This window comes from Nocardia sp. Marseille-Q1738 (genome assembly GCF_965283145.1).
This window is the reverse complement of the sequence record NZ_CBDIMS010000002.1, coordinates 1,071,207-1,096,260: the sequence shown is the minus strand read 5'-3', so window position 1 is coordinate 1,096,260 and position 25,054 is coordinate 1,071,207. Positions and strand designations below refer to the sequence as shown.

17 protein-coding genes are annotated in these 25,054 nt (G+C 69.5%); 10 read left to right on the top strand and 7 right to left on the bottom strand.

Translation table 11 applies throughout. The features are described 5' to 3' along the window. A partial coding sequence (locus tag ACWPXK_RS13485; protein ID WP_454196386.1) for an Hsp70 family protein occupies positions 1-1,700 on the bottom strand: 1,700 nt, incomplete at its 3' end. Positions 1,701-2,001: 301 nt separating this feature from the next. Between ACWPXK_RS13485 and ACWPXK_RS13480 the strand changes: the two genes are divergently transcribed. From ACWPXK_RS13480 to ACWPXK_RS13465, 4 genes are all read left to right on the top strand, one after another. Next, entirely contained in the window at positions 2,002-5,871 is a 3,870-nt protein-coding gene (locus ACWPXK_RS13480) for a beta strand repeat-containing protein (protein WP_454196385.1), read from the top strand. A 37-nt stretch (positions 5,872-5,908) separates the two neighbouring features. Further along, the gene (locus ACWPXK_RS13475; protein WP_454196384.1) at positions 5,909-7,771 is read left to right on the top strand and encodes a dynamin family protein; all 1,863 of its coding nucleotides are present in this window, start codon (positions 5,909-5,911) and stop codon (positions 7,769-7,771) included. A gap of 17 nt (positions 7,772-7,788) precedes the next feature. Next, positions 7,789-9,321, top strand: a complete 1,533-nt coding sequence (locus tag ACWPXK_RS13470; protein WP_454196383.1) for a dynamin family protein — start codon at positions 7,789-7,791, stop codon at positions 9,319-9,321. Positions 9,322-9,464: 143 nt separating this feature from the next. Continuing rightward, positions 9,465-10,109: an endonuclease gene (locus ACWPXK_RS13465; protein WP_454196382.1), complete on the top strand. Its 645-nt coding sequence runs from the start codon at positions 9,465-9,467 to the stop codon at positions 10,107-10,109. 12 nt (positions 10,110-10,121) lie between these two features. On the opposite strand, the gene ACWPXK_RS13460 is transcribed toward ACWPXK_RS13465, so the two are convergent. Together ACWPXK_RS13460 and ACWPXK_RS13455 are read right to left on the bottom strand one after the other, a co-directional pair. Then, a complete protein-coding gene (locus ACWPXK_RS13460) occupies positions 10,122-11,285 on the bottom strand; it encodes a zinc-binding dehydrogenase (protein ID WP_454196381.1) in 1,164 nt (387 codons plus the stop codon). 95 nt (positions 11,286-11,380) lie between these two features. Beyond that, a complete protein-coding gene (locus ACWPXK_RS13455) occupies positions 11,381-11,818 on the bottom strand; it encodes a winged helix-turn-helix transcriptional regulator (RefSeq protein ID WP_454196380.1) in 438 nt (145 codons plus the stop codon). 294 nt (positions 11,819-12,112) lie between these two features. On the opposite strand from ACWPXK_RS13455, the gene dnaK reads away from it, so the two are divergent. From dnaK to ACWPXK_RS13430, 5 genes are all read left to right on the top strand, one after another. Continuing rightward, complete coding sequence (gene dnaK, locus ACWPXK_RS13450) at positions 12,113-13,963, top strand: molecular chaperone DnaK (RefSeq protein ID WP_454196379.1); 1,851 nt, start codon at positions 12,113-12,115, stop codon at positions 13,961-13,963. Further along, on the top strand, positions 13,960-14,649 hold the full coding sequence (gene grpE / locus ACWPXK_RS13445) for a nucleotide exchange factor GrpE (protein WP_454196378.1): 690 nt from the start codon (positions 13,960-13,962) through the stop codon (positions 14,647-14,649). Before dnaK ends, grpE begins: the two co-directional genes overlap by 4 nt. Positions 14,650-14,673: 24 nt before the next feature. Next, positions 14,674-15,828, top strand: coding sequence for a molecular chaperone DnaJ (dnaJ, locus tag ACWPXK_RS13440; protein WP_454196377.1), 1,155 nt, complete (start codon positions 14,674-14,676; stop codon positions 15,826-15,828). Continuing rightward, entirely contained in the window at positions 15,828-16,247 is a 420-nt protein-coding gene (locus tag ACWPXK_RS13435; protein ID WP_454196376.1) for a heat shock protein transcriptional repressor HspR, read from the top strand. Before dnaJ ends, ACWPXK_RS13435 begins: the two co-directional genes overlap by 1 nt. A 531-nt stretch (positions 16,248-16,778) precedes the next feature. Next, positions 16,779-17,948, top strand: a complete 1,170-nt coding sequence (locus tag ACWPXK_RS13430; RefSeq protein ID WP_454196375.1) for a globin domain-containing protein — start codon at positions 16,779-16,781, stop codon at positions 17,946-17,948. A gap of 20 nt (positions 17,949-17,968) precedes the next feature. On the opposite strand, the gene ACWPXK_RS13425 is transcribed toward ACWPXK_RS13430, so the two are convergent. The 4 genes from ACWPXK_RS13425 to ACWPXK_RS13410 all read right to left on the bottom strand — a co-directional run bounded on the left by ACWPXK_RS13425 (position 17,969) and on the right by ACWPXK_RS13410 (position 22,095). After that, positions 17,969-18,733 carry an FAD-binding oxidoreductase gene (locus tag ACWPXK_RS13425; protein WP_454196452.1) on the bottom strand — a complete coding sequence of 255 codons (765 nt, stop codon included), beginning with the start codon at positions 18,731-18,733 and terminating at the stop codon, positions 17,969-17,971. A gap of 30 nt (positions 18,734-18,763) precedes the next feature. Continuing rightward, positions 18,764-19,921 (bottom strand): FAD-binding oxidoreductase, encoded by a 1,158-nt coding sequence (locus ACWPXK_RS13420; RefSeq protein WP_454196374.1) that lies wholly within the window; start codon positions 19,919-19,921, stop codon positions 18,764-18,766. 295 nt (positions 19,922-20,216) lie between these two features. After that, the gene (locus ACWPXK_RS13415; RefSeq protein ID WP_454196373.1) at positions 20,217-21,101 is read right to left on the bottom strand and encodes an LLM class flavin-dependent oxidoreductase; all 885 of its coding nucleotides are present in this window, start codon (positions 21,099-21,101) and stop codon (positions 20,217-20,219) included. Positions 21,102-21,159: 58 nt separating this feature from the next. Then, complete coding sequence (locus tag ACWPXK_RS13410) at positions 21,160-22,095, bottom strand: NADP-dependent oxidoreductase (RefSeq protein ID WP_454196372.1); 936 nt, start codon at positions 22,093-22,095, stop codon at positions 21,160-21,162. A 383-nt stretch (positions 22,096-22,478) separates the two neighbouring features. On the opposite strand from ACWPXK_RS13410, the gene clpB reads away from it, so the two are divergent. Then, positions 22,479-25,034, top strand: coding sequence for an ATP-dependent chaperone ClpB (clpB, locus tag ACWPXK_RS13405; RefSeq protein ID WP_454196371.1), 2,556 nt, complete (start codon positions 22,479-22,481; stop codon positions 25,032-25,034). Positions 25,035-25,054 lie beyond the last annotated feature (20 nt).

Sequence of the window (25,054 nt, the reverse complement as noted above, 5' to 3'; positions counted from 1 at the left end):
GATCCGTCTCGGCGGCGAGCAGATCGGCGGCCAGCAGCGCGGCGCCGCGTGCCGTGGTGTGCTCCGGGTCGGGGGCGGCGACCACAGGCAGCCCGAACTCGGACGAGATCAATTCCGCGACCAGGGGATTCCGCAGGGGCGGGCTGGCCGGGAGTTTGCTCGCTGTTCTCAACGGCGACGGTGGTGCCTTCGGCGGCGGACGAGGGTGAACCTGCTGCTTGCGAAGCGCTGGTTGTCGGACGGCGCGTCGACGGCGCGGAGTCGGTGGCGGCGACACCCGTCGCGGGAGCGGACGGATCGCCCGGCTGCGCTCCCGTCGTCGCGGCGACCTGTGCCGCGCCGGTGGTCGACTGCTCGGTCGAGGCGGGATGGCTCGGGCCCGACTGGATACCGGTGCCGATCGCGAGCGTCCCACTGGCCAGCAGGCCGATGGCGACGGCGGCACCCGCGACAACGGCGACGCGCCGCCTGCTCATCGGCGTGCGACGGCGTGCCGGGCGATCCTCCGGCAGCTCCGGCAGCGCCGCGATTCTGGGTGCGGGGAGTGCTCTGGGCTGGGGCACGGTCTCGTCCTCGGCGTCCGGGGCGACCAGCGGAAGCTGATCCGTCTCGGCGGCGAGCAGATCGGCGGCCAGCAGCGCGGCGCCGCGTGCCGTGGTGTGCTCCGGGTCGGGGGCGGCGACCACAGGCAGCCCGAACTCGGACGAGATCAATTCCGCGACCAGGGGGATCGCACCGCCACCGCCGGTGAGCAGGACCCGGCCGACATCACCGATCTCGAGTCCGGCGCGGTGTACCGCGTCGCGGATCAGATCGATCGAACTGGTCACCGGTCCGCGCAGCAGGTCCTCCAGTTCGCCGCGCACCAGCCGAACGGTGCTGCCGCGCGGGTCGGCGGGATCCAACCGGACCGGAACGACGGTCGCGGTATTTATGGAAAGCTCTTCTTTCGCTTTTCTGCAGCGCTCGCGCAAAGCCGCCAATTCGCGCTCCACCACCGGATCGAACGGATCGAAATCCGCGGCCAGCGCGGCATTTGCCAGGACATAGCGCATGGTCAGCAGATCGAATTCCGCACCGGCCACATCGGTGTTGCGCAACGGCGTGCCGAGCAGGCTGGCGTGCTCGCCGGTGCGCACCACCGAGACGGTCAGCCCGGTCGCGCCGAGGTCGTAGACGACCACCGCGCCGTCGCCGGTCCTGCCGTGCGCCGCGTCCAGCCAGCGGATCGCCGCGGTGGGCTCCGGAACCAGGGTCACGTCGCCGAGCCCGGCCCGCTCCAGTGCGTTGCGCTGGATCTCGACGGTGTGCCGCGACCACCAGGCCGGATGGCAGGCGACGATGGCCTCGGTGGCGGATTGTCCTGTGTCGGCCGCGATCTCGTCGATCAAGCACCCGATCGAGGTGGCGACCAGGTCGGGCGCGGAATACGAGGAGCCGTCCTCGGCGAGGATGGCCACCGGGTCTCCGACCCTGGCGAGGAAGCCCTCCAACAGGACGTCACTGGAATGGCGGCCGGTGGCGCGAGCACCCGAGCCGAAAGTGGGCGCCATGTCCTGCGACAGCCGCAACACGCTCGGATGCGTGCGCAGGTAACCGCCGCCGGACGGGCCGATCCCGTCGTCGCCATCTTCCGTTGCCGCCACGGCGACCGAATTCGACGCCCCGACAGTAATGCCGAGCGCCAGGCGCTGTGTCATTCGAGAACCCCGTTCGAAAAGCTGTCTGGTCCGGTGTCGCTGCTGTGTAGTTCCGAGAGGGTGCGCAGGCGTTGGAGCCACGCCGACGCAACCGGTCTTTCGGTTGCTGGTCATCAGCCGTTACTTCGTTAGGGGAAGGATTGGGGTAATTCCCCTAATTTCGCCTTCACCCCTACCGAGTACCCCCGGCCGGTCGTAGGGGTTCGCCCCGTTTCGGCGTAACGGGATGCGCTCCTAGCGTGATTTGCATTCCAACGACTGCGGATCATCGAGGTCCGCCGGATCTCAGGAGACGATTCTCATGACACCCAACGCGATTCTGGAGTTCATCCTCAATCTGCTGCGGAACGAAGAGGCCGCGGTCGCTTACTGCGCGAATCCCACCCAGGCGCTGGCCGCCGCGGGGCTGAGCGCGGTGACCCCGGAGGACATCACCCTCTGCGCTCCGATGGTTGCCGAGTCGGCGCTGGTCACCGGCGGTTCTCAGCTGCAGGCCATCGTGGCGGCGGGCGCGCAGACCGGTGCGGCGGCCGCGGTGGGCGCGGCGGGCACCGTTGGCGCGGCCGCGGTCGCGAACGCTGGTGTGGACCTGGGCACTGACCTGGGCGTCGACCTCGGTGTGGGTGCGGGCGGCGGCGCCGGCGTCGATCTCGGCGTGGGCACGGGTGTCGACCTGGGCGCGGGTCTGGACACCACGATCGACACCGGCCTCGAAATCGGCGCAGGTCTGGGTGTCGACCTGGGCGCGGGTCTGGACACCGCCATCGACACCGGCCTCGAAATCGGCACAGGTCTGGGAGCGGGTTTGGCCGCCGGACTCGACACCGTAGTGAACGCGGGCGCCGACCTGTCCGCCGCCGTAGGCGGCCTGCTCGGCGCGGGCGCCCAGGTGATCAGCGGTATCGGCGGCGGCGCCGACCTCGACCTGTCCACCGGCCTGGAAGGCGCGGGGAACATCGGCGCGGGCCTGGAGACCGGCCTGTCCACCGGCATCGACGCCGCCATCGGCACGGGCGCCGACCTTTCCGCCGGCTTGGAAGGAGCGGTGGATGCGACGACCGGTTTGACGACCGGCCTGGGTGCGGGTCTGGAAGGTGCGGTGAACGGGGCCGCGGGCCTGACCACGGGTCTCGGCGCCGGACTGCAAGGCGCCGTGGACGCGGCAACCGGTCTGACCGCGGGTGTAGACGCCGCACTGGGCGCCGGTGCACAGGCGGGTGCGGATCTGAGTGCAGGCGTCGGCGCAGGTCTGCAGGGCGCGGTAGATGCGACGACCGGTTTGACGACCGGCCTGGGCGCGGGCCTGGAAGGTGCGGTGGACGCGGCCACTGACTTGACCGCGGGTCTTGGTGCCGGTGCGCATGCGGGTGCCGATCTGGGTGCAGGTCTGGGTGGCGCGATCGACGCGACGACCGGCTTGACGACCGGCCTCAGCGGTGGGCTCGAAGGCGCCGTCGGTGGTGCGGCAGACCTGACCACGGGCCTGGGTGCAGGTCTTCAGGGTGCTGTCGGTGCGGCCGGTGACTTAACCGCCGGGCTCGGCGTGCAGGCGGGAGCCGGTCTGGGAGCGGGCCTCGAGGGCGCGGCGGACGCGACGACCGGCCTGAGTGCGGGTCTGGACGGCGTTGTCGATGGCGCGGCGGGCGTGACCACGGGTCTGGGCGCTGGCTTGGAAGGGGCTGTCGACGGCGCGGCGAACGTGACCACCGGCCTCGGTGCGGGCCTGGAGGGAGCTGTGGATGCGACGACCGGCTTGACGACTGGTCTGGGGGCCGGCCTCGATGGTGCTCTGGATGGCGCCGCGGGCGCGACCACGGGCTTGGGCGCAGGTTTCGATGGTGCCGTTGGTGCGGCAACTGACGTGACCGGGAGCCTCGGTGCGCAGGCGGGTGCGGGCCTGGAGGGTGCCTTCGGTGCGACGAGCGGTCTGGGCGCGAGTCTGGAAGGCGCTGTAGATGGCGCCGCGGGCGTGACCACCGGTCTGGGCGCGGGTCTGGAGGGTGCCGCGGATGTGACCACGGGCGTGGGCGCGGGACTCGATGGTGCCGTGGGTGCGGCAACCGACTTGACCGCGGGGCTTGGTGCCGGTGGGCAGTTCGATGCTGGTCTGGATGGTGCCGTGGATGCCGCGGCCGGATTGTCTACCGGCATTGGTGGCGCTCTTGGCGGTCAGGCTGGTGCGGGCATCGACACCGGTCTCGGTGGCGCGGTGAACGGCGCCATGGACATGACCACCGGCTTGGGCGCCGGACTTCAGAGCGCTGTTGGGGGAGCAGCCGACTTGACCACTGATCTCGATGCTGCGGGGCAGGCTGGCTTCGGTGCAGGTTTGGAAGGCGCTGTGGATGCGGCCGGTGGTTTGACCACGGGTGTGGACGCGGCGCTGGGCGCTGGCGGGCAGGCTGGCGCAGGTCTGGAGGGTGCCGTGGACGCGGCGAGCGGGTTGACCACGGGCTTCGGTGCTGGTATGCAGGCTGGCCTCGGGACGGGCCTGGAGGGCGCTGTGGATGGTGCCGCCGACCTGACCACGGGCTTGGGCGCGGGACTTGAGGGTGCTGGCGGTGCGGCGACCGACTTCTCGGCTGGTCTCGGCGGCACGGGGCAGGCTGGCCTCGGTGCGGGTTTGGAAGGTGCTGTGAATGGGGCCGGTGGATTGACCACCGGTGTGGATGCGGCGCTGGGCGCTGGCGGGCAGGCTGGCGCGGGTCTCGAGGGCGCTGTGGATGGTGCCGCCGACCTGACCACGGGCTTGGGCGCGGGACTTCAGGGTGCGGCGGGTGCGGCGACCGACTTCTCGGCTGGTCTCGGTGGTGCGGGGCAGGCTGGCCTCGGTGCGGGTTTGGAAGGTGCTGTGAATGGGGCCGGTGGTTTGACCACCGGTTTGGATGCGGCGCTGGGTGGTGCTGCGCAGGCGGGGACGGACCTGGGTGCGGGGGCGTCGACCGGATTGCACGGGGCCGCGGACGCCAGTGCGCAGATCGGCGGCGGATTGGAGACCGGTTTGTCGACAGGGATCGGTGGCGGGCTCGAGGCCGGAGGTCAGGCGACGAGCGGGCTCACCGGCGGAATCGATACCGCCGCGCAGGGTTCGGGCACCGGACTCGGTGGCAACTTCTCCTCTGCCATCGGTGGTGCGGGGAACCTGGGAACGCAGGCGACGGCGGGTCTGGAGACCGGGCTCGCGACGGGGCTCGGCGCGGCCGTCAGCACCGGCGCGGAACTGGGCGGGGGCCTGGATGGCTCGCTGAACACCGGAGGACAGCTCGGGATGGGACTGGAATCCGGACTGGGCGCGGCGTTCGATGCCGCGGGCGAGGCGACGACCGGGCTGGAAACGGGTTTGGGTCTCGGCGGCGGATTGTCCAGCGGCGTGGACGGCGTGGTGCACGCCGGCTCCGGTCTCGAGACCGGGCTCGGCGGCGCCATTGACGCTGGTGCGCAGGCGGGTGCCGGACTGGGTACGGGTCTGTCGGCTGGTCTCGACGCTGGTGCTCAGGCGGGTGCCGGGCTCGGTACGGGTCTGTCGGCTGGTCTCGACGCTGGTGCTCAGGCGGGTGCCGGGCTCGGTACCGGCCTGTCCGCCGGACTCGACGGGGGCGCCCAGGCGGGCGCCGGACTCGGATCCGGCTTGTCCACCGGAATCGACGGCGCGATCGGGGCGGGGACGCAGGCGGGTGCGGGTCTGGAGACCGGCTTGTCCACGGGCCTCGGCGCCGCGGGCAACGCGAGCGGCGGCCTGTCCGGCGGGCTCGAGGGTGCGTCGAGCGCCGGTGCGCAGTGGGGCTCGAGCCTCGACAGCGGAATCAGCGGCGGTATCGATGCCGGTACGCACGCGACCTCCGGCCTGTCCGCGGGCCTCGACACCACATCCGGGCTCGGCGGCGGACTGAACTCGACCGTCGGCGGCGCGGCGGACGCGGGCGCCGGGCTCGGCGGCTCGGTGGGCGGCGCCACGCAGGGTGCGGTGGACACCGGGGCGGGTCTCGGCGGCAGCGTCGGCTCGACCGCGCACACTTGGTCCTCGCTGGACGTGTCGAGTGCCTTCGGTTCGGGTCTGGACAGCACCACGGGTGCGCAGACCGACGCGGGCCTGTTCGGTGACGTGCACGCGAACACGGATCTCTCCGGTTCGGCGGGTGCCGACCTGACAGGCGACACTTTCCTGCACTGACAGTTGACCGGTTCGACGGAAAGAGGTCCATACCGCGATGGGGACGCCCGCGCCGAACGCCACACCACCGGCGGTACCGCTGCTATCGGTACTCGGTGAGACCATCGCGGCGGCGCGCGCCGCGGGCCGCAACGATCTGGTCGGCCGCCTCGAGGTGGCGGCCGACCGGGTCCGTGACCCGCGCAGGCGCATCGTCGTCACCGGGCAGCTGGACCAGGGGAAGAGCCGTTTCGTCAACGCGCTGCTGAACCTGGACATCTGCCCGGTCGGCGACGACGCCACCACCACGGTGCCGATGCTGCTGTCGCACGGCCCCGAGCCGCGAGCCGAGCTGGTGCTCGCGGCGCACGGCGACTCCAGTGGCGTGGAGACCAGAGTCGCCGTGCCGATCGCGGAGATCGGTGCGATCGAGCCGCGATCCCCGCTCGCGCAGGGGCGGCGGATCGTGCGGCTCGAAGTTCAGATTCCCAATGCGCTGCTCGCCGACGGCATCGTCCTGATCGACACCCCCGGCGTGGGCGGGCACGGCAACGCCCACGCCGCGGGTGTCCTCGGGCTGGTGCCCGCCGCGGACGCGGTGCTGGTGCTGTCGGACGCGTCGACCGAGCTCACCGAGCCGGAACTTGCCTTTCTGCGCCAAGTGCGCGAGCTGTGCCCGACGGTCGCGCTGCTGCTCACCAAGACCGACCTGTACCCGCACTGGCGCCAGGTGCACGAAGCCGACCTGGGCCATCTCGCGCGGGCCCGCCTCGACGTGCCGACAATTCCGGTGTCGGCGCTGTTGCGCAGCCACGCGATGCAGTTGCAGGACAGCCAGCTGGGTATCGAATCCGGTTTCGGCGTGCTCTACCAATTCCTGCGCGACCAAGTCGTGGCACGTGACCAATTGGCCACCCGTGCGGCGGTCGCCCGTGATATCCGCTCCGCCGCGGAACATCTCGCGCTCGCGCTCGGCAGCGAGCTGGTCGCTGTGCGCGATCCGGCCCAAGGCGCGGCGGCGGTGCGGGAGCTGCAATCCGCCCGCGCGGCCGCCGAGGAACTGCACCGCAGAACCGCCACGTGGCAGCAGACCCTCGCCGACGGCATCACCGACTTGGCCGGGGATGTCGACCACGATCTGCGCGACCGGTTGCGCACCATCGCCCGGACCACCGAGGAATGGATCGACGAGCACGATCCCGGCCGGCACTGGGATCGCATCGCCGAACACCTCACCGGCACGGTCGACACCGCGCTCGGGGACAACCTGCTGTGGACCCACGCACGGGCGATCCAGCTCGCCGAGCGGGTCGCCGAGCATTTCTCCGAGGTGGGCGCGGTCGACCTGCCGGACGTGCGGCCCGGCCTGCGCGCCGACACCGGCCGCGCCATCTCGGGCACACTCGCCGATCTGGAACCCGACATCGGCTTCGGCAGCAAGCTGCTCGTCGGCATGCGCGGCTCCTACGGCGGCGTGCTGATGGTGGGGCTGGCCAGTACCTTCGCCGGGCTCGCGCTGCTCAACCCGATCTCGATCGGTGCGGGACTCGTGGTCGGCGGCAAAGCCTTCCGGGACGACAAGCAGGCCAGGCTGGCCAAGCGGCGCAACGAGGCGAAGGCGGCGGTCCGCCGCTTCGTCGACGACGTGGCGTTCCAGGCGGGCAAGGAGTCGAAGGATCGCCTGCACCGCATCCACCGTGCGCTGCGCGATCACTACGCCGGTGTCGCCGAGCGCAGCCTCCGCTCGATCGATGAGTCGCTGCGCGGCGCGCAGGAGGCGGCGACCATGGTCACCACCCGCCGCGCCGAGCGTGGCACACAGCTCGAACAGCAGCTGCGCGTGGTCGCCGAGCTGCGCCGATATGCCGATGCCATGCAGACCGCACTACCGATGGGACCCGCCGGTACGGTAGCTCCGTGATACGTGAAGGTGGCACGGTGCCGAGCATCGTTGCCGAGGCGCATCGGCTGGTCGGAGCGGCGCAGGCGGCGCTGGCGAGCGAACCGCGGCCGCGCGCGCTGCTGGCCGACTGCGCCCGCCGACTGGACCAGCCGTTGCGCGTGGCGCTGGCCGGTTCGATCAAGGCGGGCAAGTCGACGCTGTTGAATTCCCTTGTCGGGCAGGACATCGCCCCGACCGATGCGACCGAGTGCACCAGGGTGGTCACTTGGTACCGGTACGGCTCCACCCCGAGCGTGACCGCGTACGCCGCGGATGGCGCCCGCGCGCATGTCGTGGTCCGGCGCGGGAGCGGAACGCACGGGCTGACTTTCGACCTGGATCGGCTCAACTGGAACGCCCCTATGCCGCGCGAGGTCGACCACCTCGAGGTCGAATGGCCCGCGGCGGCGCTCGCGCACACCACCATCATCGATACGCCGGGGACCTCGTCGCTGTCGCGGGAGGTGTCCCGGCGCACCGCGCGGCTGTTGACGCCCGGGGAGGACGACGAGCGGGCGGAGCGGGGCATCGCCATCCCGGGCGCCGACGCGGTCGTGTATCTGCTGCGCAGGCTGGACGCGGCGGATGTGTCGTTCCTCGAGCGCGTGGGTGCGGGGACCGCGGCGGCCAACGGTGGTCCGGGCTCGGCAGGTCCGCTCGGCATCGTCGGCGTGGTATCCCGCGCCGACGAGATCGGCGCGGGCCGGATCGACGCGTTGCACTCGGCGCGGGAGGTCGCGGCGCGTTTCGCCGGGGAACTCGAGCGAACCGGCTTGTGCCAGGCCGTGATCCCGGTCGCGGGGCTGCTCGCGTTCGCCGCGGCGACGTTGCGTCAGCAGGAGTTCGCTGCGTTCGAGACGCTGGCGAGCCTGCCCGTCGACGAGCTGAGCGCCGCGCTGCTGTCGGCGGATCGCTTCGCGCGCGCCGACGTTCCGCTGCCGGTGCCGCCGGAATTGCGCGCGCAGCTCGCCGAACGATTCGGCCTGTTCGGTATCCGCATGGCCGTCACCCTGATTCGCCTCGGCGTGCGCGATTCCGCCACGCTCGCCGCCGAGTTGACCAGCCGCAGCGGGGTCGACGAACTGCGCTCGGTGCTCGACGTGCAGTTCGGGCAGCGCGCCGATCAGCTCAAGGCGCATTCCGCGCTCACGGCGCTGGCCAGGGTGCTCACCGCCTACCCGGGCACACCGGCCGACCGCGTGCTGCCCCGGGTTCGCACGCTGCTCGCGGACGTGCACGGCTTCGCCGAGCTACGCCTGCTCGGCCGCCTGCGCACCGATGAACTGGCCTTGCCCGCGGACGATCTCGCCGAGCTGCATCGCCTCATCGGCGGCGCGGGCATCGCGCCCCACCTGCGTCTCGGCCTCCCGATCGACGCCGCGCCCGCGGTGCAGCGCGCCCACGCCGTCGCCGCGGTCCGGAAATGGCGCGCCCGCGCCCGCCATCCCCTCGCCGATCAGTTCACCGTTACCGCCTGCCTCACCGCCGCACGCAGCGCGGAAGGCGCCCTGAGCCTGCTGCCGGAATAACGCCTCCTGGCTGGTGCGCCGCGCACCCGCGCCCGTCCCACGGTGGGTTCCGGCGTACCGAGACGTCCGCCGGACAGGCGTTCGCGCGGGCGGTGTAGCGGACGTGCCCGCGGGTATGCCGCCGATAGCGAGAGGAGGCCACGATGAGCCAAGAGGATGTCGTACACGAACTGCTCGTCCGGGCGGGCACGGGATACGCCGAGGAAGCCGGTATCACGCTCGAGGACAAACCGTCTGCGCTGTTCCAGCTGCTCATGCTGGCCCAGCTGCTCAGCACCCGAATCTCCGCCGAGATCGCGGTAGCGGCGGCACGGGAGCTGATCGCCAACGGCTACCGCACACCGCACCGGGTCGCGGACGCGGACTGGCAGGAGCTGGTCGACGCGCTCGGCCGGGCGCACTACCGCCGGTACGACGAGAGCACCGCGACCCGCCTGGGCGCGAACGCGTCGCGCTTGCTCGACCGGTACCACGGTGACCTGCGTGAACTCGCCAAGAAGGCGGACAACGACCCGAAGCGTGCCGCCGAATTGCTGCAAGAGTTCCAAGGCATCGGCCCGACCGGAAGCGACATCTTCCTGCGAGAGGTCCAGGACATCTGGACATGGGTGCGGCCCTACTTCGACGAGCGGGCCCTGCGCGGCGCCAAACGGGTCCAGCTGCCGGAAGATCCCGCCCGGCTGGGCGACCTCGCACCGGACCACCACACCGCGGATCTCGCCGCGGCGCTCGTGCGGGTGACGCTGGACGAGAAGATCGCCGACGACGTCCTCGCCTCCGCCCCGTGACGGGGCGAGCGCTCAGCCCGGTGTGACGGCGGAGCCGCGCGGGTCGATCAGTATCTTCGCGTGCCGGTCCGGGTTGCCGAGCGCGGCGAAGGCGTTCGCCACGCCTTCCAGCCCGACGGTCCCGGTGATCAACGGGGTGGGATCGACTTTTCCGTCGGCGAGCATGTGCAGGGTGTCGCGGAACTCGCCCGGGTCGTAGCCGAGCACGAACCGCAGTTCGATCTCCTTGTTGATCGCCATCGCGGGATGGAAGCGGTCCGCCTCCATGCACACGCCGACCACGACGACCCGCGACAGCGGCGGTGCCGCCGTGAGGATCTGATCGATGATCCCGGGCACGCCCACACATTCGAAGATCACCGGCCCTGCCGGTCCCGCGTTCAGGGTGTGCGCCAGCCGGAAGACATACCACCACGGCAGGTCGGGGACTCGCCGGAGCCGCTCCATGGTGTCGAAACCCAGGCCGAGAATGTCGGTGACGCCCTTGATCCGCCCCTTCTTCGGAGCGGCCTCCCACGGCGATTCGGTCGCCGGGTCCACCACGACGTCGGCCCCGCACGCGGTCGCGAGTTCGCGACGGCGCGGCGAGAAATCGCTGGCCACCACGGTGTGCACGCCCGCGGCCTTCAGCATGCTGATCACCGCGAGGCCGATCGGCCCGCAGCCGATGACGAAGGCGGTCCGTCCCTTGCCGACGCGGCCCCTGCGCACGGCGTGCCAGGCCACCGCCATCGGCTCGGTCAGCGCGGCGTGTTCGGCGGACAAGCCGTTCGGCACCGGCATGGTCATCGATTCCTGGACCACCACCTGTTCGGCGTAGCCGCCGGGCGCCGCGGCCGAAAGCCCGACCAGATGCGGTTGCGTGCCGTGCCGCACGATCGGCAGTGCCACCACGGGGGTGCCCGTCTTCCACCGCCTGCGGCAGTCGGGGCCGTAATCGACGACCGTGCCGCTGAATTCGTGTCCGAGCACCACGCTCTGCTGCGAGCGCATGAAGTGCTCGTAACCGGTCGCCACCGCCAAGTCGGCCAATTCGTCGGCGTGCGTGCGGGCGTGCAGGTCCGAGCCGCAGATGCCACAGCGCGACACGTCGATCAGCACCTGACCGGCCCCGGGACGCGGCGTGGGCAGTTCGGCGACCTCGAATTCGGTGGCGGTGACGACGGCGGCCCTCATGGCGGCTCCTCGGATCGGCGGCGCACGGCGGGCGGCCAGGTCAGGCGACCCCCGCTCGCCACCCTAATGCGCGCGGACCGGACCGAGCCGGACCGTCACGCGCCGACCGCGGCTTCCTCGGCCGCGCGGCGGTCATAGGCGTCACGGGCCGAGGCGATTTCGTTCTGATGCGTCTCGGTCCAGGTGACCAGCGCCTTGATCGTGGTGTGCAGGCTCGCGCCGAGCGGGGTGAGCGCGTAGTCCACCCGCGGCGGGATGGTCGGATACACGCTGCGCCGTACCAGCCCGTCGCGTTCCAGATGCCGCAGGGTCTTGGTGAGCATCCGCTGACTCACACCGTCGATAGCGCGCTTCAGTTCGGTGAACCGCAGGCTGCGCTGGTCCAGCAGCGCGATCACCAGCAGCGACCACTTGTCGGCGACTCGGTCGAGGATCTGGCGCACTTCGCAGTCCACTCTGGTGTCCCACTGCAGGACGTCGTAGTCGGCCCCGGCATCGCCGCAGTGTGTCGTGACTGGCGCGCTGTCGTCCATGGGGCCGATTCTGCCCAGTTCAGCGGTCGAGGCGCCATTCGCCTCCCGGTCCGGGAATTATTCGCGTGGGTCGCCCGTTGAGCATGACAACAAGATTGAGTGTGATCGACTCAAGTTTCGGTTGACTCCCGGCCTCCTGCCGATGCAGGATTGAGTCGACCACGCTCAGTGTTGCTGGGGCCGTGCTCCGTGAGGTGCGAGGGGCGAGGTCTCGCGGCGTCTGTTCCGGGCGCCGCAGGGCGGTTGTTCGCCCAGCACCGACACAGATTTGTACGTCAACTAGGAGGAAACACAATGGCTCGTGCGGTCGGAATCGACCTCGGGACCACGAACTCGGTCGTCGCCGTTCTCGAAGGCGGCGAGCCGGTCGTCGTCGCCAACTCGGAAGGATCGCGCACCACCCCGTCGATCGTCGCGTTCGCGAAGAACGGCGAGGTACTGGTCGGCCAGCCGGCCAAGAACCAGGCCGTCACCAACGTCGACCGCACCATTCGCTCCGTCAAGCGGCACATCGGCACCGACTGGTCGGTGGACATCGACGCCAAGAAGTACACCGCGCAGGAGATCAGCGCGCGCGTGCTGATGAAGCTGAAGCGCGACGCCGAGGCATACCTCGGTGAGGAGATCACCGACGCGGTCATCACCGTGCCGGCCTACTTCGAGGACTCGCAGCGTCAGGCGACCAAGGAGGCGGGCCAGATCGCGGGCATGAACGTGCTCCGCATCGTCAACGAGCCCACCGCGGCCGCGCTCGCGTACGGCCTGGACAAGGGCGACAAGGAGCAGACCATCCTGGTCTTCGACCTCGGTGGCGGCACCTTCGACGTCTCGCTGCTGGAGATCGGCGAGGGCGTCGTCGAGGTCCGCGCGACCTCGGGTGACAACCACCTCGGTGGCGACGACTGGGACGAGCGGGTCGTCCAGTGGCTGGTCGACAAGTTCAAGGCCAGCTCGGGCATCGACCTGACCAAGGACAAGATGGCCATGCAGCGGCTGCGTGAGGCCGCCGAGAAGGCCAAGATCGAGCTGAGCTCCTCGCAGAGCACCTCGATCAACCTGCCCTACATCACCGTCGACGCCGACAAGAACCCGCTGTTCCTCGACGAGCAGCTGACCCGCGCCGAGTTCCAGAAGATCACCTCGGACCTGCTCGACCGCACCCGCGCGCCGTTCCAGTCCGTGATCAAGGACGCCGGCATCAAGGTGTCCGACATCGACCACGTCGTGCTCGTCGGTGGTTCCACCCGCATGCCCGCCGTCACCGAACTGGTGCGCGAGCTGACCGGTGGCAAGGAGCCCAACAAGGGCGTGAACCCGGATGAGGTCGTCGCCGTCGGCGCCGCGCTGCAGGCCGGTGTGCTCAAGGGTGAGGTCAAGGACGTCCTGCTGCTCGACGTGACTCCGCTGTCGCTGGGTATCGAGACCAAGGGCGGCGTGATGACCAAGCTCATCGAGCGCAACACCACCATTCCGACCAAGCGCTCGGAGACCTTCACCACGGCCGACGACAACCAGCCGTCGGTGCAGATCCAGGTGTTCCAGGGTGAGCGCGAGATCGCCTCGCACAACAAGCTGCTGGGCTCCTTCGAGCTGACCGGCATTCCGCCGGCCCCGCGCGGCGTGCCGCAGATCGAGGTCACCTTCGATATCGACGCCAACGGCATCGTGCACGTCACCGCGAAGGACAAGGGCACCGGCAAGGAGAACACGATCAAGATCCAGGACGGCTCCGGCCTGTCCAAGGAGGAGATCGACCGGATGATCAAGGACGCCGAGGCGCACGCCGCCGAGGACAAGGCCCGCCGCGAGGAGGCCGAGACCCGCAATCAGGCCGAGTCGCTGGTGCACCAGACCGAGAAGTTCATCAAGGAGAACGAGGACAAGGTCCCGGCGGACGTCAAGTCCAAGGTCGAGGCGGCGATCGCCGAGGCGAAGGAGGCCCTCAAGGGCACCGACATCGCGGCGGTCAAGGCGGCCGTGGAGAAGCTGGCGACCGAGTCGCAGGCGCTCGGCCAGGCCATCTACGAGGCCTCGGCCGCGGATGCCGCGGCATCCGGCAACGGCGCGTCGTCGACCGCCGCGTCGGATGACGAGGTCGTGGACGCCGAAGTTGTGGACGAGCCGGTCGACACGGAGAAGAAGTGAGCGAGGGAAACACCGAGAAGGAACCGATCACCTTCGTCGACAACCGGAAGATCGACCCGGAGACCGGGGAGATTCGCGAGCCGGCCGCGGACAACGGCGCCGCGGCCGCCCCGGCCCCGGCTCCGGAGTCGGGCAACGGCGCGGAACCGGACAACGGCGGGGATCCTCAGGCGCTCGCCGACACCATCAGCGGCGAACTCGCCGAGCGCACCGCGGATCTGCAGCGGCTGACCGCGGAGTACGCGAACTACCGGCGCCGGGTCGAGCGCGACCGCAAGGCCACGATCGACGCCGCCAAGGCGTCGGTGGTCACCGAATTGCTGGGCGTGCTCGACGATCTGGACCGGGCGCGCGCGCACGGCGACCTGGAGTCGGGTCCGCTGAAGTCGGTGGCCGACAAGCTGGAGGCCGCGCTGCTGAAGCAGGGTCTCGAGGAGTTCGGTTCGGAGGGCGAGCCTTTCGACCCGACCCTGCACGAGGCCGTGCAGCACGAGGGTTCCGGCCACGATCCGGTGATCGGCATCGTGATGCGCAAAGGCTATCGCTTCGGCGATAGGGTGCTTCGGCACGCGCTCGTCGGGGTAACCGATGGCGTGGCCGATCTGACGGAAACTGCCGAGGCGGAGACCGCCGATCGGGTGACGGAAGAGGCATCGGACGTTGATGCCGGCGCGAACGACAATTAAGGACGCGAGAGGAGGAGATGCTCGGTGAGCCAACGGGAGTGGATCGAAAAGGACTTCTACAAGGAGCTGGGTGTCTCCTCCACTGCCTCGCAGGACGACATCAAGAAGGCCTACCGCAAGCTCGCACGGGACTTGCACCCCGACGCCAATCCTGGTGATACCAAAGCCGAAGAGCGGTTCAAGACCGTCAGCGAGGCGCACGCCGTGCTGTCGGATCCGGCCAAGCGCAAGGAGTACGACGACACGCGCAAGCTCTTCGCGGGCGGCGGATACACCCGGGGCGGATTCGGTTCCGGTGCGGGCGGGTTCTCGCAGGAGTTCAACCTCGGGGACATCTTCGGCGGCGCGACCGCCGGCGACGGTGGCCTCGGCGACCTGCTCGGCGGTCTGTTCAACCGGGGCGGCACGCGGACCTCGAGCCGCCCCCGGCGCGGCTCCGACGTGGAGACCGAGACGACCCTCGGCTTCCGGGAGGCGGCTCAGGGCGTCACGGTTCCGCTGCGGATGACCAGCCCCTCGCCGTGCACCACGTGTCACGGCAGCGGCGCCAAGCCGGGGACGAGTCCGCGAGTCTGCCCGGTCTGCAATGGAAACGGCGTGGTCAGCCGCAATCAGGGCGCGTTCGGCTTCAGCGAGCCGTGCGACGAGTGCCGGGGCAGCGGGTCGATCATCGATGACCCGTGCGCCGACTGCCGTGGCAGCGGTATCCAGAACCGCACACGGACCATCACGGTGCGGATTCCCCCTGGAGTCGGTGACGGGCAACGAATCCGGCTGGCCGGTCAAGGCGAGGCGGGGCTGCGCGGGGCGCCCTCGGGCGACCTCTACGTCACCGTTCACGTCAGCCAGGACAAGGTCTTCGGCCGTAGCGGCGACGACCTGACCTTGGTGCTTCCGGTCAGCTACAGCGAATTGGTGCTCGGCACCACGGTTTCGGTGCCCACGCTGGAGGGCCGAGTTGGCGTCAAGGTGCCGCCGGGCACCGCCGACGGCCGTATCCTGCGAGTGCGCGGCCGCGGCGTGCCCAAGCGCGGCGGCGGCGCGGGTGACCTCCTGGTCACCGTCAAGGTGGCGGTGCCGCAGAAGCTGGACAGTGACGCCGTGGATGCGCTCAAGCGCTACCAGGAGGCGGAGCGGTCCAGTGGTTTCGATCCACGTGCGGGATGGGCGGGTGCGTGATGTCCTCTGAACCGAAGAACGCGTCCGGCGGGTCGCGCGCCGAGTTCTTCATGATCTCGGTGGCGGCCCAGCTGGCCGGCATGCACGCGCAGACGCTGCGCACGTATGACCGTCTGGGACTGGTGACGCCGCAACGCACTTCGGGCGGCGGGCGGCGCTACTCGGCCAGGGACGTGGAGCTGCTGCGCGAGGTGCAGCGGCTGTCCCAGGACGAGGGCGTCAACCTCGCGGGGATCAAGCGCATCATCGAACTGACCAATCAGGTGGAGGAGCTGCGCCAGCAGGTCGCCGAGCTGTCGGCGGAGCTGGAGCGGATGCGGGCGGGGTACCGTCCCGATCTCTCGCCTCCGCAACGCAGTACCGCGCTGGTCGTCTGGCAGCCGCGCAATCGCCGCGACGACAGCCGGCGCCGACGGTAACGGCACCATCGGGCCCCCGGCCTCCGATCGCGCATCGCGATCCGAGTCCGGGGGCCTTGTCATTCCGGCGTGGTAGCCATCTGATTTGCTGACAGTAAACCGAGATATGTTCGTCGTATATCGTACAAATCACGCCATTTTCGTGCCGAATCGCCTGGACGTCTCCACCATAGATTGGTCGACGGTATCGGCGGCGTCCGGATGTTCCGCGATCGGATCGGCAGTTCCAGTGTTGCCCCACGGTCGCTGGAACAGACCGATCGGGACGGAATATCTCAAGGGAGCCTTGCGAATTCGGCGGTCATCCGGCCGATTTTGCGCCAGATCTGCCGTCTTGCAGTCGGTTTCTCTGGCGTGTCTCGCTTTATGCCCTCGTTTTGCCGAAACTGCACGCGTGATGTTCCATCGAAAGATTCCGTAGCTGGCAAACCTCGCCTACACTCCTTGCCATTGGCTGCTGTCGAGTGGCCCCGCAGCACCTCACTCGCCGGCACGGTTCGTGTACGAGTGCGAAATGGGGTTGTGATATCAATGGATTCGCGCACTGTCGCTTTGATCAGAACTACATTCAAGGCGGTTGCTGCGGAGGATGGGGGGCCGGAGAAACTGGCGAGATCGTTCTACGCGATCTTGTTCACCGACTACCCGCACGTCCGCGATTTCTTTCCGGCCGCGATGGACTCCCAGCGCGATCGCCTGGTCAAGGCGATCTCTTACGCGCTGGACCGGTTGGAGGAGCCCGACAAGCTCCTACCCTTCCTCGCCCAATTGGGCAGGGATCACCGCAAATACGGCGTGCAGCCCGCGCACTACACCGCCGTGGCCACCGCGTTGAAGACGGCCGTCAAAGTGTTCGCGGGAACCGAGATGTGGACCGACGAGGTCGACCGGGCCTGGGACGAGGGCCTGAAGATCATCTCCGACACCATGATCGGCGCGGCGGAGAAGGAGACCACGCCGCCGGTGTGGACGGGCAGCGTCATCGAGCGGCGCGAGGTGCTGCGCAACCTGGTCATCGTCCGGCTGCAGCTCGACCAGCCGATGCGCTACGCCGCGGGCCAGTACCTGAGCGTGCAGATCCCGTCGCGGCCGCGCATGTGGCGGTATCTTTCACCCGCCGTGCCCGCGAACGCCAACGGTGAGATCGAATTCCACGTCCGCGGCGTGCTCGGCGGCTGGGTCAGTTCGGCCATCGTCGGCCAGACCGCCGTCGGCGACCAGTGGCTGCTCGGCGCGCCGCTCGGTGGACTCGGTATCCCGCGCAACACCAAGCGCAAGATGCTGATGGTCGGCTGCGGCACCGGCCTCGCGCCGCTGCGCGCGCAGCTCATGGCGATGGCGCAGCGGCGAACCAATCCCAAGGTGCACTTGTTCGTCGGGGGCCACCATCCGTGCGACCTCTACGACCTGGACACGTTGAACGACCTGGCGGTGGCCAACCGCTGGCTCACCGTCACGCCGGTGACCGAACACGAGGAAAATCCGTGGTGGCACGTGGAACCCGACGAGCCGCGCGGCCCGTGGCCCGCCCTGGAACCGCGGGTGACCGGGCAGATCGGCAAAGTCGTCGCGAGCTTCGGCGCCTGGGCCGACCGCGACGTCCAGATCGTCGGTTCGCCCTCGATGGTGCAGACCACCAAGTTCCGTCTCATGGCGGCTGGGACGCTGGCCAAGAACATCCGCCACGACCCGCTGTTTTGAAGCTGCGGCGCCGGGCTGTTTCAGAGTCCTTCGAATTGGATGAGTTCCGCCGGGGTGCCGGTTTCGAGCAGGCGCTCGACGGTGGTCTGGACCATCGCGGGGGAGCCGCAGACCAGGACCTGGTGGTTCAGGAACGCGCCGTGCGAGCCGACCACGTCGGCGAGCGTGCCGTACAGCAGGTCGTCGGGTGGGAAGCCGATGTCGACGCGGGACTGCTCGTACCACTCGTCCGCCCAGTCCGGGTCCTCCGGACTTTCCACCACGGGGATCACGGTGAGCCAAGGCAATTCGCCGGCCAGCAGGTACAGCATGTCCTCGGCGTACAGGTCGCGCGGGTATCGGCCGCCGACGAACAGATAGGTGCGCGGCGGCTCCGGCTTACGGGCCAGGTCGAGGATCTGCGCACGCATCGGCGCCAATCCCGTGCCGCCCGCGATCATCACCACCTCGGCGCCGTCCGGGTCCACCCAGAACCCGCCGAGCGGAGCGCCGATCCGCCACTCGTCGCCCGGCTTGGTGTCGGCCACGATCGCGCCGCTGCACCAGCCGCCCGGCACCGTCCGCACGTGGAACTCCAATTTGCCGTCCAGCGAGGGCGGCAGCGCCGGGGAGAGCCTGCGCCGCACATCGGGGTGCTGCGGCACCCGCACCTCGACCGACTGGCCCGCGGCGAACGGCACGAACTCGCCGATCAACCGGATCACCGCGAGATCGTGCCGCAGCCGATGATGGCCGACTACGGTCGAGGTCCACTCCGGCGCCTCATGCGCACCGTTACCGAGCATGCTCGGATCCCCCACCGGGGCCTCCTTCAATTACACAGGGTCGCAGCTGATGATCTGCTCGGGCGTACCGACGGCGATGAGCGCGCGCCGGGTGTCCGCGATCATGCGCGCCGATCCGGCGATCTGGATCTGCCGGTCCGCCCACGCGCCGAAGCTCGCGACCACGGCGCCCAGGTTACCGATCAGGCGCCGGTGCATGCCGTACGGTGCGTCCTGCGCTGGATGCGGATACCACCACGGGTTGGTCTTCTCCTCGCACACCGGCACGACGGTCAGCCACGGGTTGCTCTGCGACAGCTGCCACATGTTCTCCACGTCGTACAGGTCGCAGGGGTAGCGGCCGCCGATGAAGAAGTGCACCCGCGGGTTGATGCCGCGCTGGCCCATCTCGATCAGCTGTGCGCGCAGCGGGGCGATGCCGGTGCCCGCGCCGATCATCAGCACGTCACGGCCGCTGTCCCGGTCGACGTGCAGGCCGCCCAGCGGTCCGGCGATCTGCCACCGGTCGCCGACCCTGGTTTCGTTGACGATCGCGGGGCTCACCCACCCACCGCGGATCTTGCGCACGTGGAACTCGATCTCGCCATACGGATTGGACGGGATCGCCGGGGAGAGGTAGCGCCACATCTTCGGGCGCTGCGGCACGCAGACCGGTACGTACTGCCCGGCCTGGTAGGGCACCGGCCCCTCGGACTGCAGGCGCACGATGGCCAGGTCCTCCAGCACCCGGCGATGACCAACCACGGTCGCCTCCCAGTACGGCTGGGACTTGTCGGAGTTGGCGCCGATCGCCATGGACGCCGAGATCAGGATGGTGATGTCGCGCCAGCCTTCCTCCAGGCCGCGATGCCAGGCCGCGCCGTTGTAGACCCGGAACGCGGCCAGCAGGGCGCGCCCGGCGATGTCGTAGTGCGCTGCCTCGACGCCGAATTTGCGGTGGTCGCGGGCGAGTTGTTCCAGGAACTTCTGTGCCCGGTCCCAGTCCTCCAAGTGGTCGAGCACGTACTGGATGGCCGTAGCTATCCGCTTGGCTTGCATATCCATGGCAGGCGGGAACAACTCGCGCAGCCGGGGGTTCTCGGCGAACAAGTGTCCATAGAACGCACTGACCAACCGCTCGGGTCCGTTCGGCGATTCGATCACCGAACGAAAATTGGCGCGGACCAGCGCAGCCGAACGCGCATCCACGACGTCGAGCTTCCTTTCCCTCGGTTCTGCCCGGGGACATATCCGTTACCGGCGGTCTCCCGCCGACAAGTATCCCCGAAAATGCCGTGGTCGTGTGGTGTATAAGGCGTACCTCCGCCTTCGCTCCGGCCGTGCGCGGCTGAAGACGGACCTCGTCCGGCTGCGCCGTTGGAGCGTTCGACCCGGCCAAACGGTAATCGGTGGGCAAACGGCGGATGTCGCTGACCCGTTCTGCGGGGCGCCGCGGACGAGCCGCACCGAAACCCTCGCCGCGTCGTCGCGATGAGACGGCCGGTCAGGCCCCGGCGGCAGCACGGACCGCGGGCACGACCTGCTCGGTATAACGACGGATCTGCTCGACCGGTTCCCCGTCGGTGGGCCAGAAGACGAATCCGTCGATCCGCTGCTCGCGGTGCAGTGCCAGCAGGTCGTCGACCCAGCGCTCGGGCGGGCCTTCCAGGAAGCCGTGATCGGCTCCGTCCGCGGTGATGGTGCCGGACACGTTGTAGACCCGCCGCACCGCCAGCGGGTCCCGGTCGGCCGCCGCGGCGGCGTCGTCGATACGCCTGCCCGCCTCGGCGAGCAACTCCGGCGGCGCCCACGCGGCCGAGGGCACCCAGCCGTCGGCGAGGCGTCCGGTCAGCTCGAGCATGCGCGGTCCCTTCGCGCCGACCCAGATGCCGGGACGGTGGCGCGGACGTGGGCCGGGGTGCGTGCCCGCGAGCGAGTAGAAGACGCCGGGCACGCGGACCGATCGTTCGTCGCTCCACATCGCCCGGATCACCGCGATCGCCTCGGCCAGGGCTCGCACCGCCTCGCCGCCGCTGCGGCGCGGCCCGCCCATCCCGGCGACGGCATCCCAGAAGGCGCCGGCGCCAAGCCCGAGATGGATCCGGCCGTCGCTGATGATGTCGAGTGAGGCCACCGACTTCGCCAGAATCGCGGGGTCGCGCAACGGAAGGTTGGCCACGTCGGGGAAGAAGCTCACCCGCGTGGTGCGCGCCGCGAGGGCGGTGATCAGCGTCCAGGTGTCCAGGAAGCGGCGCTGGTAGGGGTGATCCTGGATGCCGATCAGGTCGAGCCCGGACACGTCGGCATAGGTGCTCAGCTCGGTGAGCTGCCGGTAGTTGTCGGCTTCGGGAATCAGGAACAAGCCGAACTCGGGCGGTCGGGTGCTCACGCACACCTCCGGGCGGTCTCGCGGGACATCGATCCAGCGCTGGGGCCGGGGGTGGTGCTCAAATGGCGAGCACGGTCTTACCACGCGCGCCGGGCGCGCCGATGACCGCGGGACCCTCAGCGAGCGGAACGGTCGCGTCGATCGGCACCACCACGTCGCCTGCCGCGACCCGCTGGATCAGGCGGGCCAATTCGGGTGCTCTGCCTTTGGATTCGATGTTGCCGCCCTTGATGGACCGCGCGCGCAAGGCGTCCTCGTCGGCGGCGAAGGTAGTGGAGTAGACCGTGCCGCCGTCGCGGACGATGGCGGTCAGCTCCGCGAGCGCCTCGGGCGCGCTCACCAGGTCGAACAGGACGTCGATGCCCTCGGGATGGGCGGCGAGGACTTGGTCGCGCACCGGTCCCGCGGTGTAGTCGACCGTCTCGGCCGCACCGAGCCGGGTCATCTGGTCGGCGGAGTCGCCACGCGCCGTCGCGATGACATGCGCGCCCGCGATATTGGCCAGTTGCACCAGGAACGAGCCGACGCCACCGGTGGCGCCCACGATCAGCACGGTCTGGCCGGGTTGGATGTGGGTGGCGTCCACGAGATCCTGCGCGGTGACTCCCGCGGTCGGCAACGCCGCGGCTTGGACGGTCGGGACGCCGACCGGGATCGGCACCAGCGTGCCGCCTTCGGGCAGCACCGCGTACTCGGCGAAGCTGCCGTGGCCGACCGGCGGCGTGAGGAACTTGCCCACCACTCGGTCGCCGACCGCGAACCGGCTGACGCCCGCGCCGAGCGTGGCCACGGTGCCCGCGCCGTCCACCCCGAGGATCATCGGAAAATCGTGCGGCAGTTTGCCGTCCAGCACTCCGGTGGCCATCCGCTGGTCGAAGGGGTTCACCCCGGCCGCCTGGAGTTGCACCCGCACGGTTCCCGGCCCCGGCTCGGGTATCGGCATCTCGGCTAGCTCCGGTGTCGCTCCGAACTTCCGTACCACGATCGCGCGCATCCGTTGGCTCCTCGACTAGGGCTGAATAGTGATGCATCGACTGACGGCCGTGGTCATCGTAGGCACCTGAAGCCCGCCGACGTGCGCAATCACCGCATTCGGCGGTGTCGGATTGATCGCTTTCGCGTAGGCCGGAGCCGAGTGCAGGAAACGTACGGGCATGAGCGTCGAGTTCGCGAGGCGGCAACTCGTGTAACCACGCAGGGCCCGGGCATGCCGAGTAGTACTGGACATGCGCGTCGGAACGGCTCGACGAAATACCAGACTTGAGCGGAACAGACTCAACCTTTTCGACGTTAGACGGTTAGGAACGGTGCCGAGCCGGATGGAGATCGTGCGAGATCGCTGGGCGCCGTGCGTATCGACTAAGAGGAAGGTGACTCGTGGACTCGTTCAATCCCACCACCAAGACCCAGGCGGCCCTGACCGCCGCACTGCAGGCGGCCTCCGCCGCGGGCAACCCGGAGATCCGTCCGGCGCACTTGCTGGTGGCGTTGCTGGATCAGACCGACGGCATCGCCGCGCCGTTGCTGAAGGCCGTCGGAACGGACCCGGCGACCGTGCGACGCGAGGCACAGGACATCGTGGACCGGCTGCCCAGGGCCACCGGCGCCACCACCTCGCCACAGCTGGGCCGGGAGGCGCTGGCCGCTATCACCGCCGGCCAGCGCCTGGCCACCGAACTCGGTGACGAGTACGTCTCCACCGAGCACGTCATGGTCGGTCTCGCCGGGGGCGACTCCGACGTGGCGATGCTGCTCGAGAAGTACGGCGTCACCGCCGACGCGCTGCGATCGGCGTTCACCGCCGTGCGCGGCAGCGCAAGGGTGACCAGCCCCGATCCGGAAGGCACCTACCAGGCGCTGGAGAAGTACTCCACCGACCTCACCGATGCTGCCCGCACCGGCAAGCTCGACCCGGTCATCGGCCGGGACACCGAGATCCGCCGGGTGGTCCAGGTTCTGAGCCGCCGCACCAAGAACAACCCGGTGCTGATCGGCGAGCCCGGCGTCGGCAAGACCGCGATCGTCGAGGGTCTGGCCCAGCGCATCGTGGCGGGCGACGTTCCGGAGTCGTTGCGCGGCAAGTCCGTCGTGGCGCTGGATCTCGGCGCGATGGTCGCGGGCGCGAAGTACCGCGGTGAGTTCGAGGAACGGCTCAAGGCCGTGCTGGAGGACATCAAGAACAGCGCGGGTCAGATCATCACCTTCATCGACGAGCTGCACACCATCGTGGGCGCAGGCGCCACCGGGGAATCGGCGATGGACGCGGGCAACATGATCAAGCCGATGCTGGCCCGCGGTGAGCTTCGCCTGGTCGGCGCGACGACGCTGGATGAGTACCGCAAGCACGTCGAGAAGGACGCCGCTCTGGAGCGGCGCTTCCAGCAGGTGCTGGTCGGGGAGCCGTCGGTGGAGGACACCATCGGCATCCTGCGCGGCATCAAGGATCGCTACGAGGTGCACCACGGCGTGCGCATCACCGATTCCGCGCTGGTCGCCGCCGCCACACTGTCGGACCGCTACATCACCTCCCGGTTCTTGCCGGACAAGGCGATCGATCTGGTCGACGAGTCCGCCTCGCGGTTGCGCATGGAGATCGACTCCCGCCCGGTGGAGATCGACGAGGTGGAGCGTGCGGTGCGGCGCTTGGAGATCGAAGAGGTGGCTTTGAGCAAGGAGACCGACGAGGCCTCCAAGCAGCGGCTGGACAAGCTGCGCGCCGAACTGGCCGACTCCAGGGAGCGGCTCAACCAGCTGACCACCCGCTGGCAGAACGAGAAGAACGCGATCGACCAGGTGCGCGCGCTGAAGGAGCAGTTGGAAGCGCTGCGCGGTGAGTCGGAGCGCGCCGAGCGCGATGGAGATCTGGGCAAGGCGGCGGAGCTGCGCTACGGCCGGATCCCCGCGTTGGAGAAGCAGCTCGCCGAGGCCGAAAAGACCTCCGCCGCAGCGGGAGACGGCGATGTCATGCTCAAGGAGGAGGTCGGACCCGACGATATCGCCGAGGTGGTGTCCTCGTGGACCGGCATCCCGGTGGGCCGGATGCTGGAAGGCGAGACGCAGAAACTGCTGCGCATGGAGCAGGAGCTGGGTCGTCGCGTGGTCGGGCAGGCCGAGGCGGTGCGGGCGGTGTCCGACGCGGTGCGCCGGGCGCGCGCCGGTGTCGCCGACCCGAACCGCCCGACCGGCTCGTTCATGTTCCTCGGCCCGACCGGTGTCGGCAAGACCGAGCTGGCGAAGGCGTTGGCGGACTTCCTGTTCGACGACGAGCGCGCCATGGTCCGCATCGACATGAGCGAGTACAGCGAGAAGCACTCGGTCGCCCGGCTGGTCGGCGCACCGCCCGGTTACATCGGCTACGACCAGGGCGGCCAGCTCACCGAGGCGGTGCGACGCAGGCCCTACACGGTGGTGCTGTTCGACGAGATCGAGAAGGCGCACCCGGACGTGTTCGACATCCTGCTGCAAGTGCTCGACGAGGGCAGGCTCACCGACGGCCAGGGTCGCACCGTGGACTTCCGCAACACGATCCTCATCCTCACCTCCAACCTGGGTGCGGGTGGCGATCGCGAGTTCGTGATGAACGCGGTCCGTTCGGCGTTCAAGCCGGAGTTCCTCAACCGCCTGGACGACGTGGTCATCTTCCACGCCCTCGACGAGGAACAGCTGGAGCACATCGTCGATATCCAGCTCGACCAGTTGCAGAAGCGTTTGTCGCAGCGCAGGCTCAAGCTGGACGTCAGCGATTCGGCCAGGTTCTGGCTCGCGGTCCGCGGCTACGACCCGGCCTACGGCGCCCGCCCGCTGCGCAGGCTGATCCAACAGGCCATCGGCGACACGCTCGCCAAGGAACTGCTCGCGGGCGAAGTCGCCGACGGCGACAACGTCAAGGTGACGGTCAGCCCCGATGGAGACGGCCTGATCGTCGGGCGATAGGCACGCGGCGGACGCGCGGA

Excerpts from the sequence above, each read along its gene's own strand:
- ACWPXK_RS13480 (WP_454196385.1), top strand. The coding sequence starts at position 2,002 with ATGACACCCAACGCGATTCTGGAGTTCATCCTCAATCTGCTGCGGAAC.
- ACWPXK_RS13475 (WP_454196384.1), top strand. The coding sequence starts at position 5,909 with ATGGGGACGCCCGCGCCGAACGCCACACCACCGGCGGTACCGCTGCTA.
- ACWPXK_RS13465 (WP_454196382.1), top strand. The coding sequence starts at position 9,465 with ATGAGCCAAGAGGATGTCGTACACGAACTGCTCGTCCGGGCGGGCACG.
- ACWPXK_RS13460 (WP_454196381.1), bottom strand. The coding sequence starts at position 11,285 with ATGAGGGCCGCCGTCGTCACCGCCACCGAATTCGAGGTCGCCGAACTG.
- ACWPXK_RS13455 (WP_454196380.1), bottom strand. The coding sequence starts at position 11,818 with ATGGACGACAGCGCGCCAGTCACGACACACTGCGGCGATGCCGGGGCC.
- dnaK (WP_454196379.1), top strand. The coding sequence starts at position 12,113 with ATGGCTCGTGCGGTCGGAATCGACCTCGGGACCACGAACTCGGTCGTC.
- ACWPXK_RS13435 (WP_454196376.1), top strand. The coding sequence starts at position 15,828 with ATGTCCTCTGAACCGAAGAACGCGTCCGGCGGGTCGCGCGCCGAGTTC.
- ACWPXK_RS13430 (WP_454196375.1), top strand. The coding sequence starts at position 16,779 with ATGGATTCGCGCACTGTCGCTTTGATCAGAACTACATTCAAGGCGGTT.
- ACWPXK_RS13425 (WP_454196452.1), bottom strand. The coding sequence starts at position 18,733 with ATGCTCGGTAACGGTGCGCATGAGGCGCCGGAGTGGACCTCGACCGTA.
- ACWPXK_RS13410 (WP_454196372.1), bottom strand. The coding sequence starts at position 22,095 with ATGCGCGCGATCGTGGTACGGAAGTTCGGAGCGACACCGGAGCTAGCC.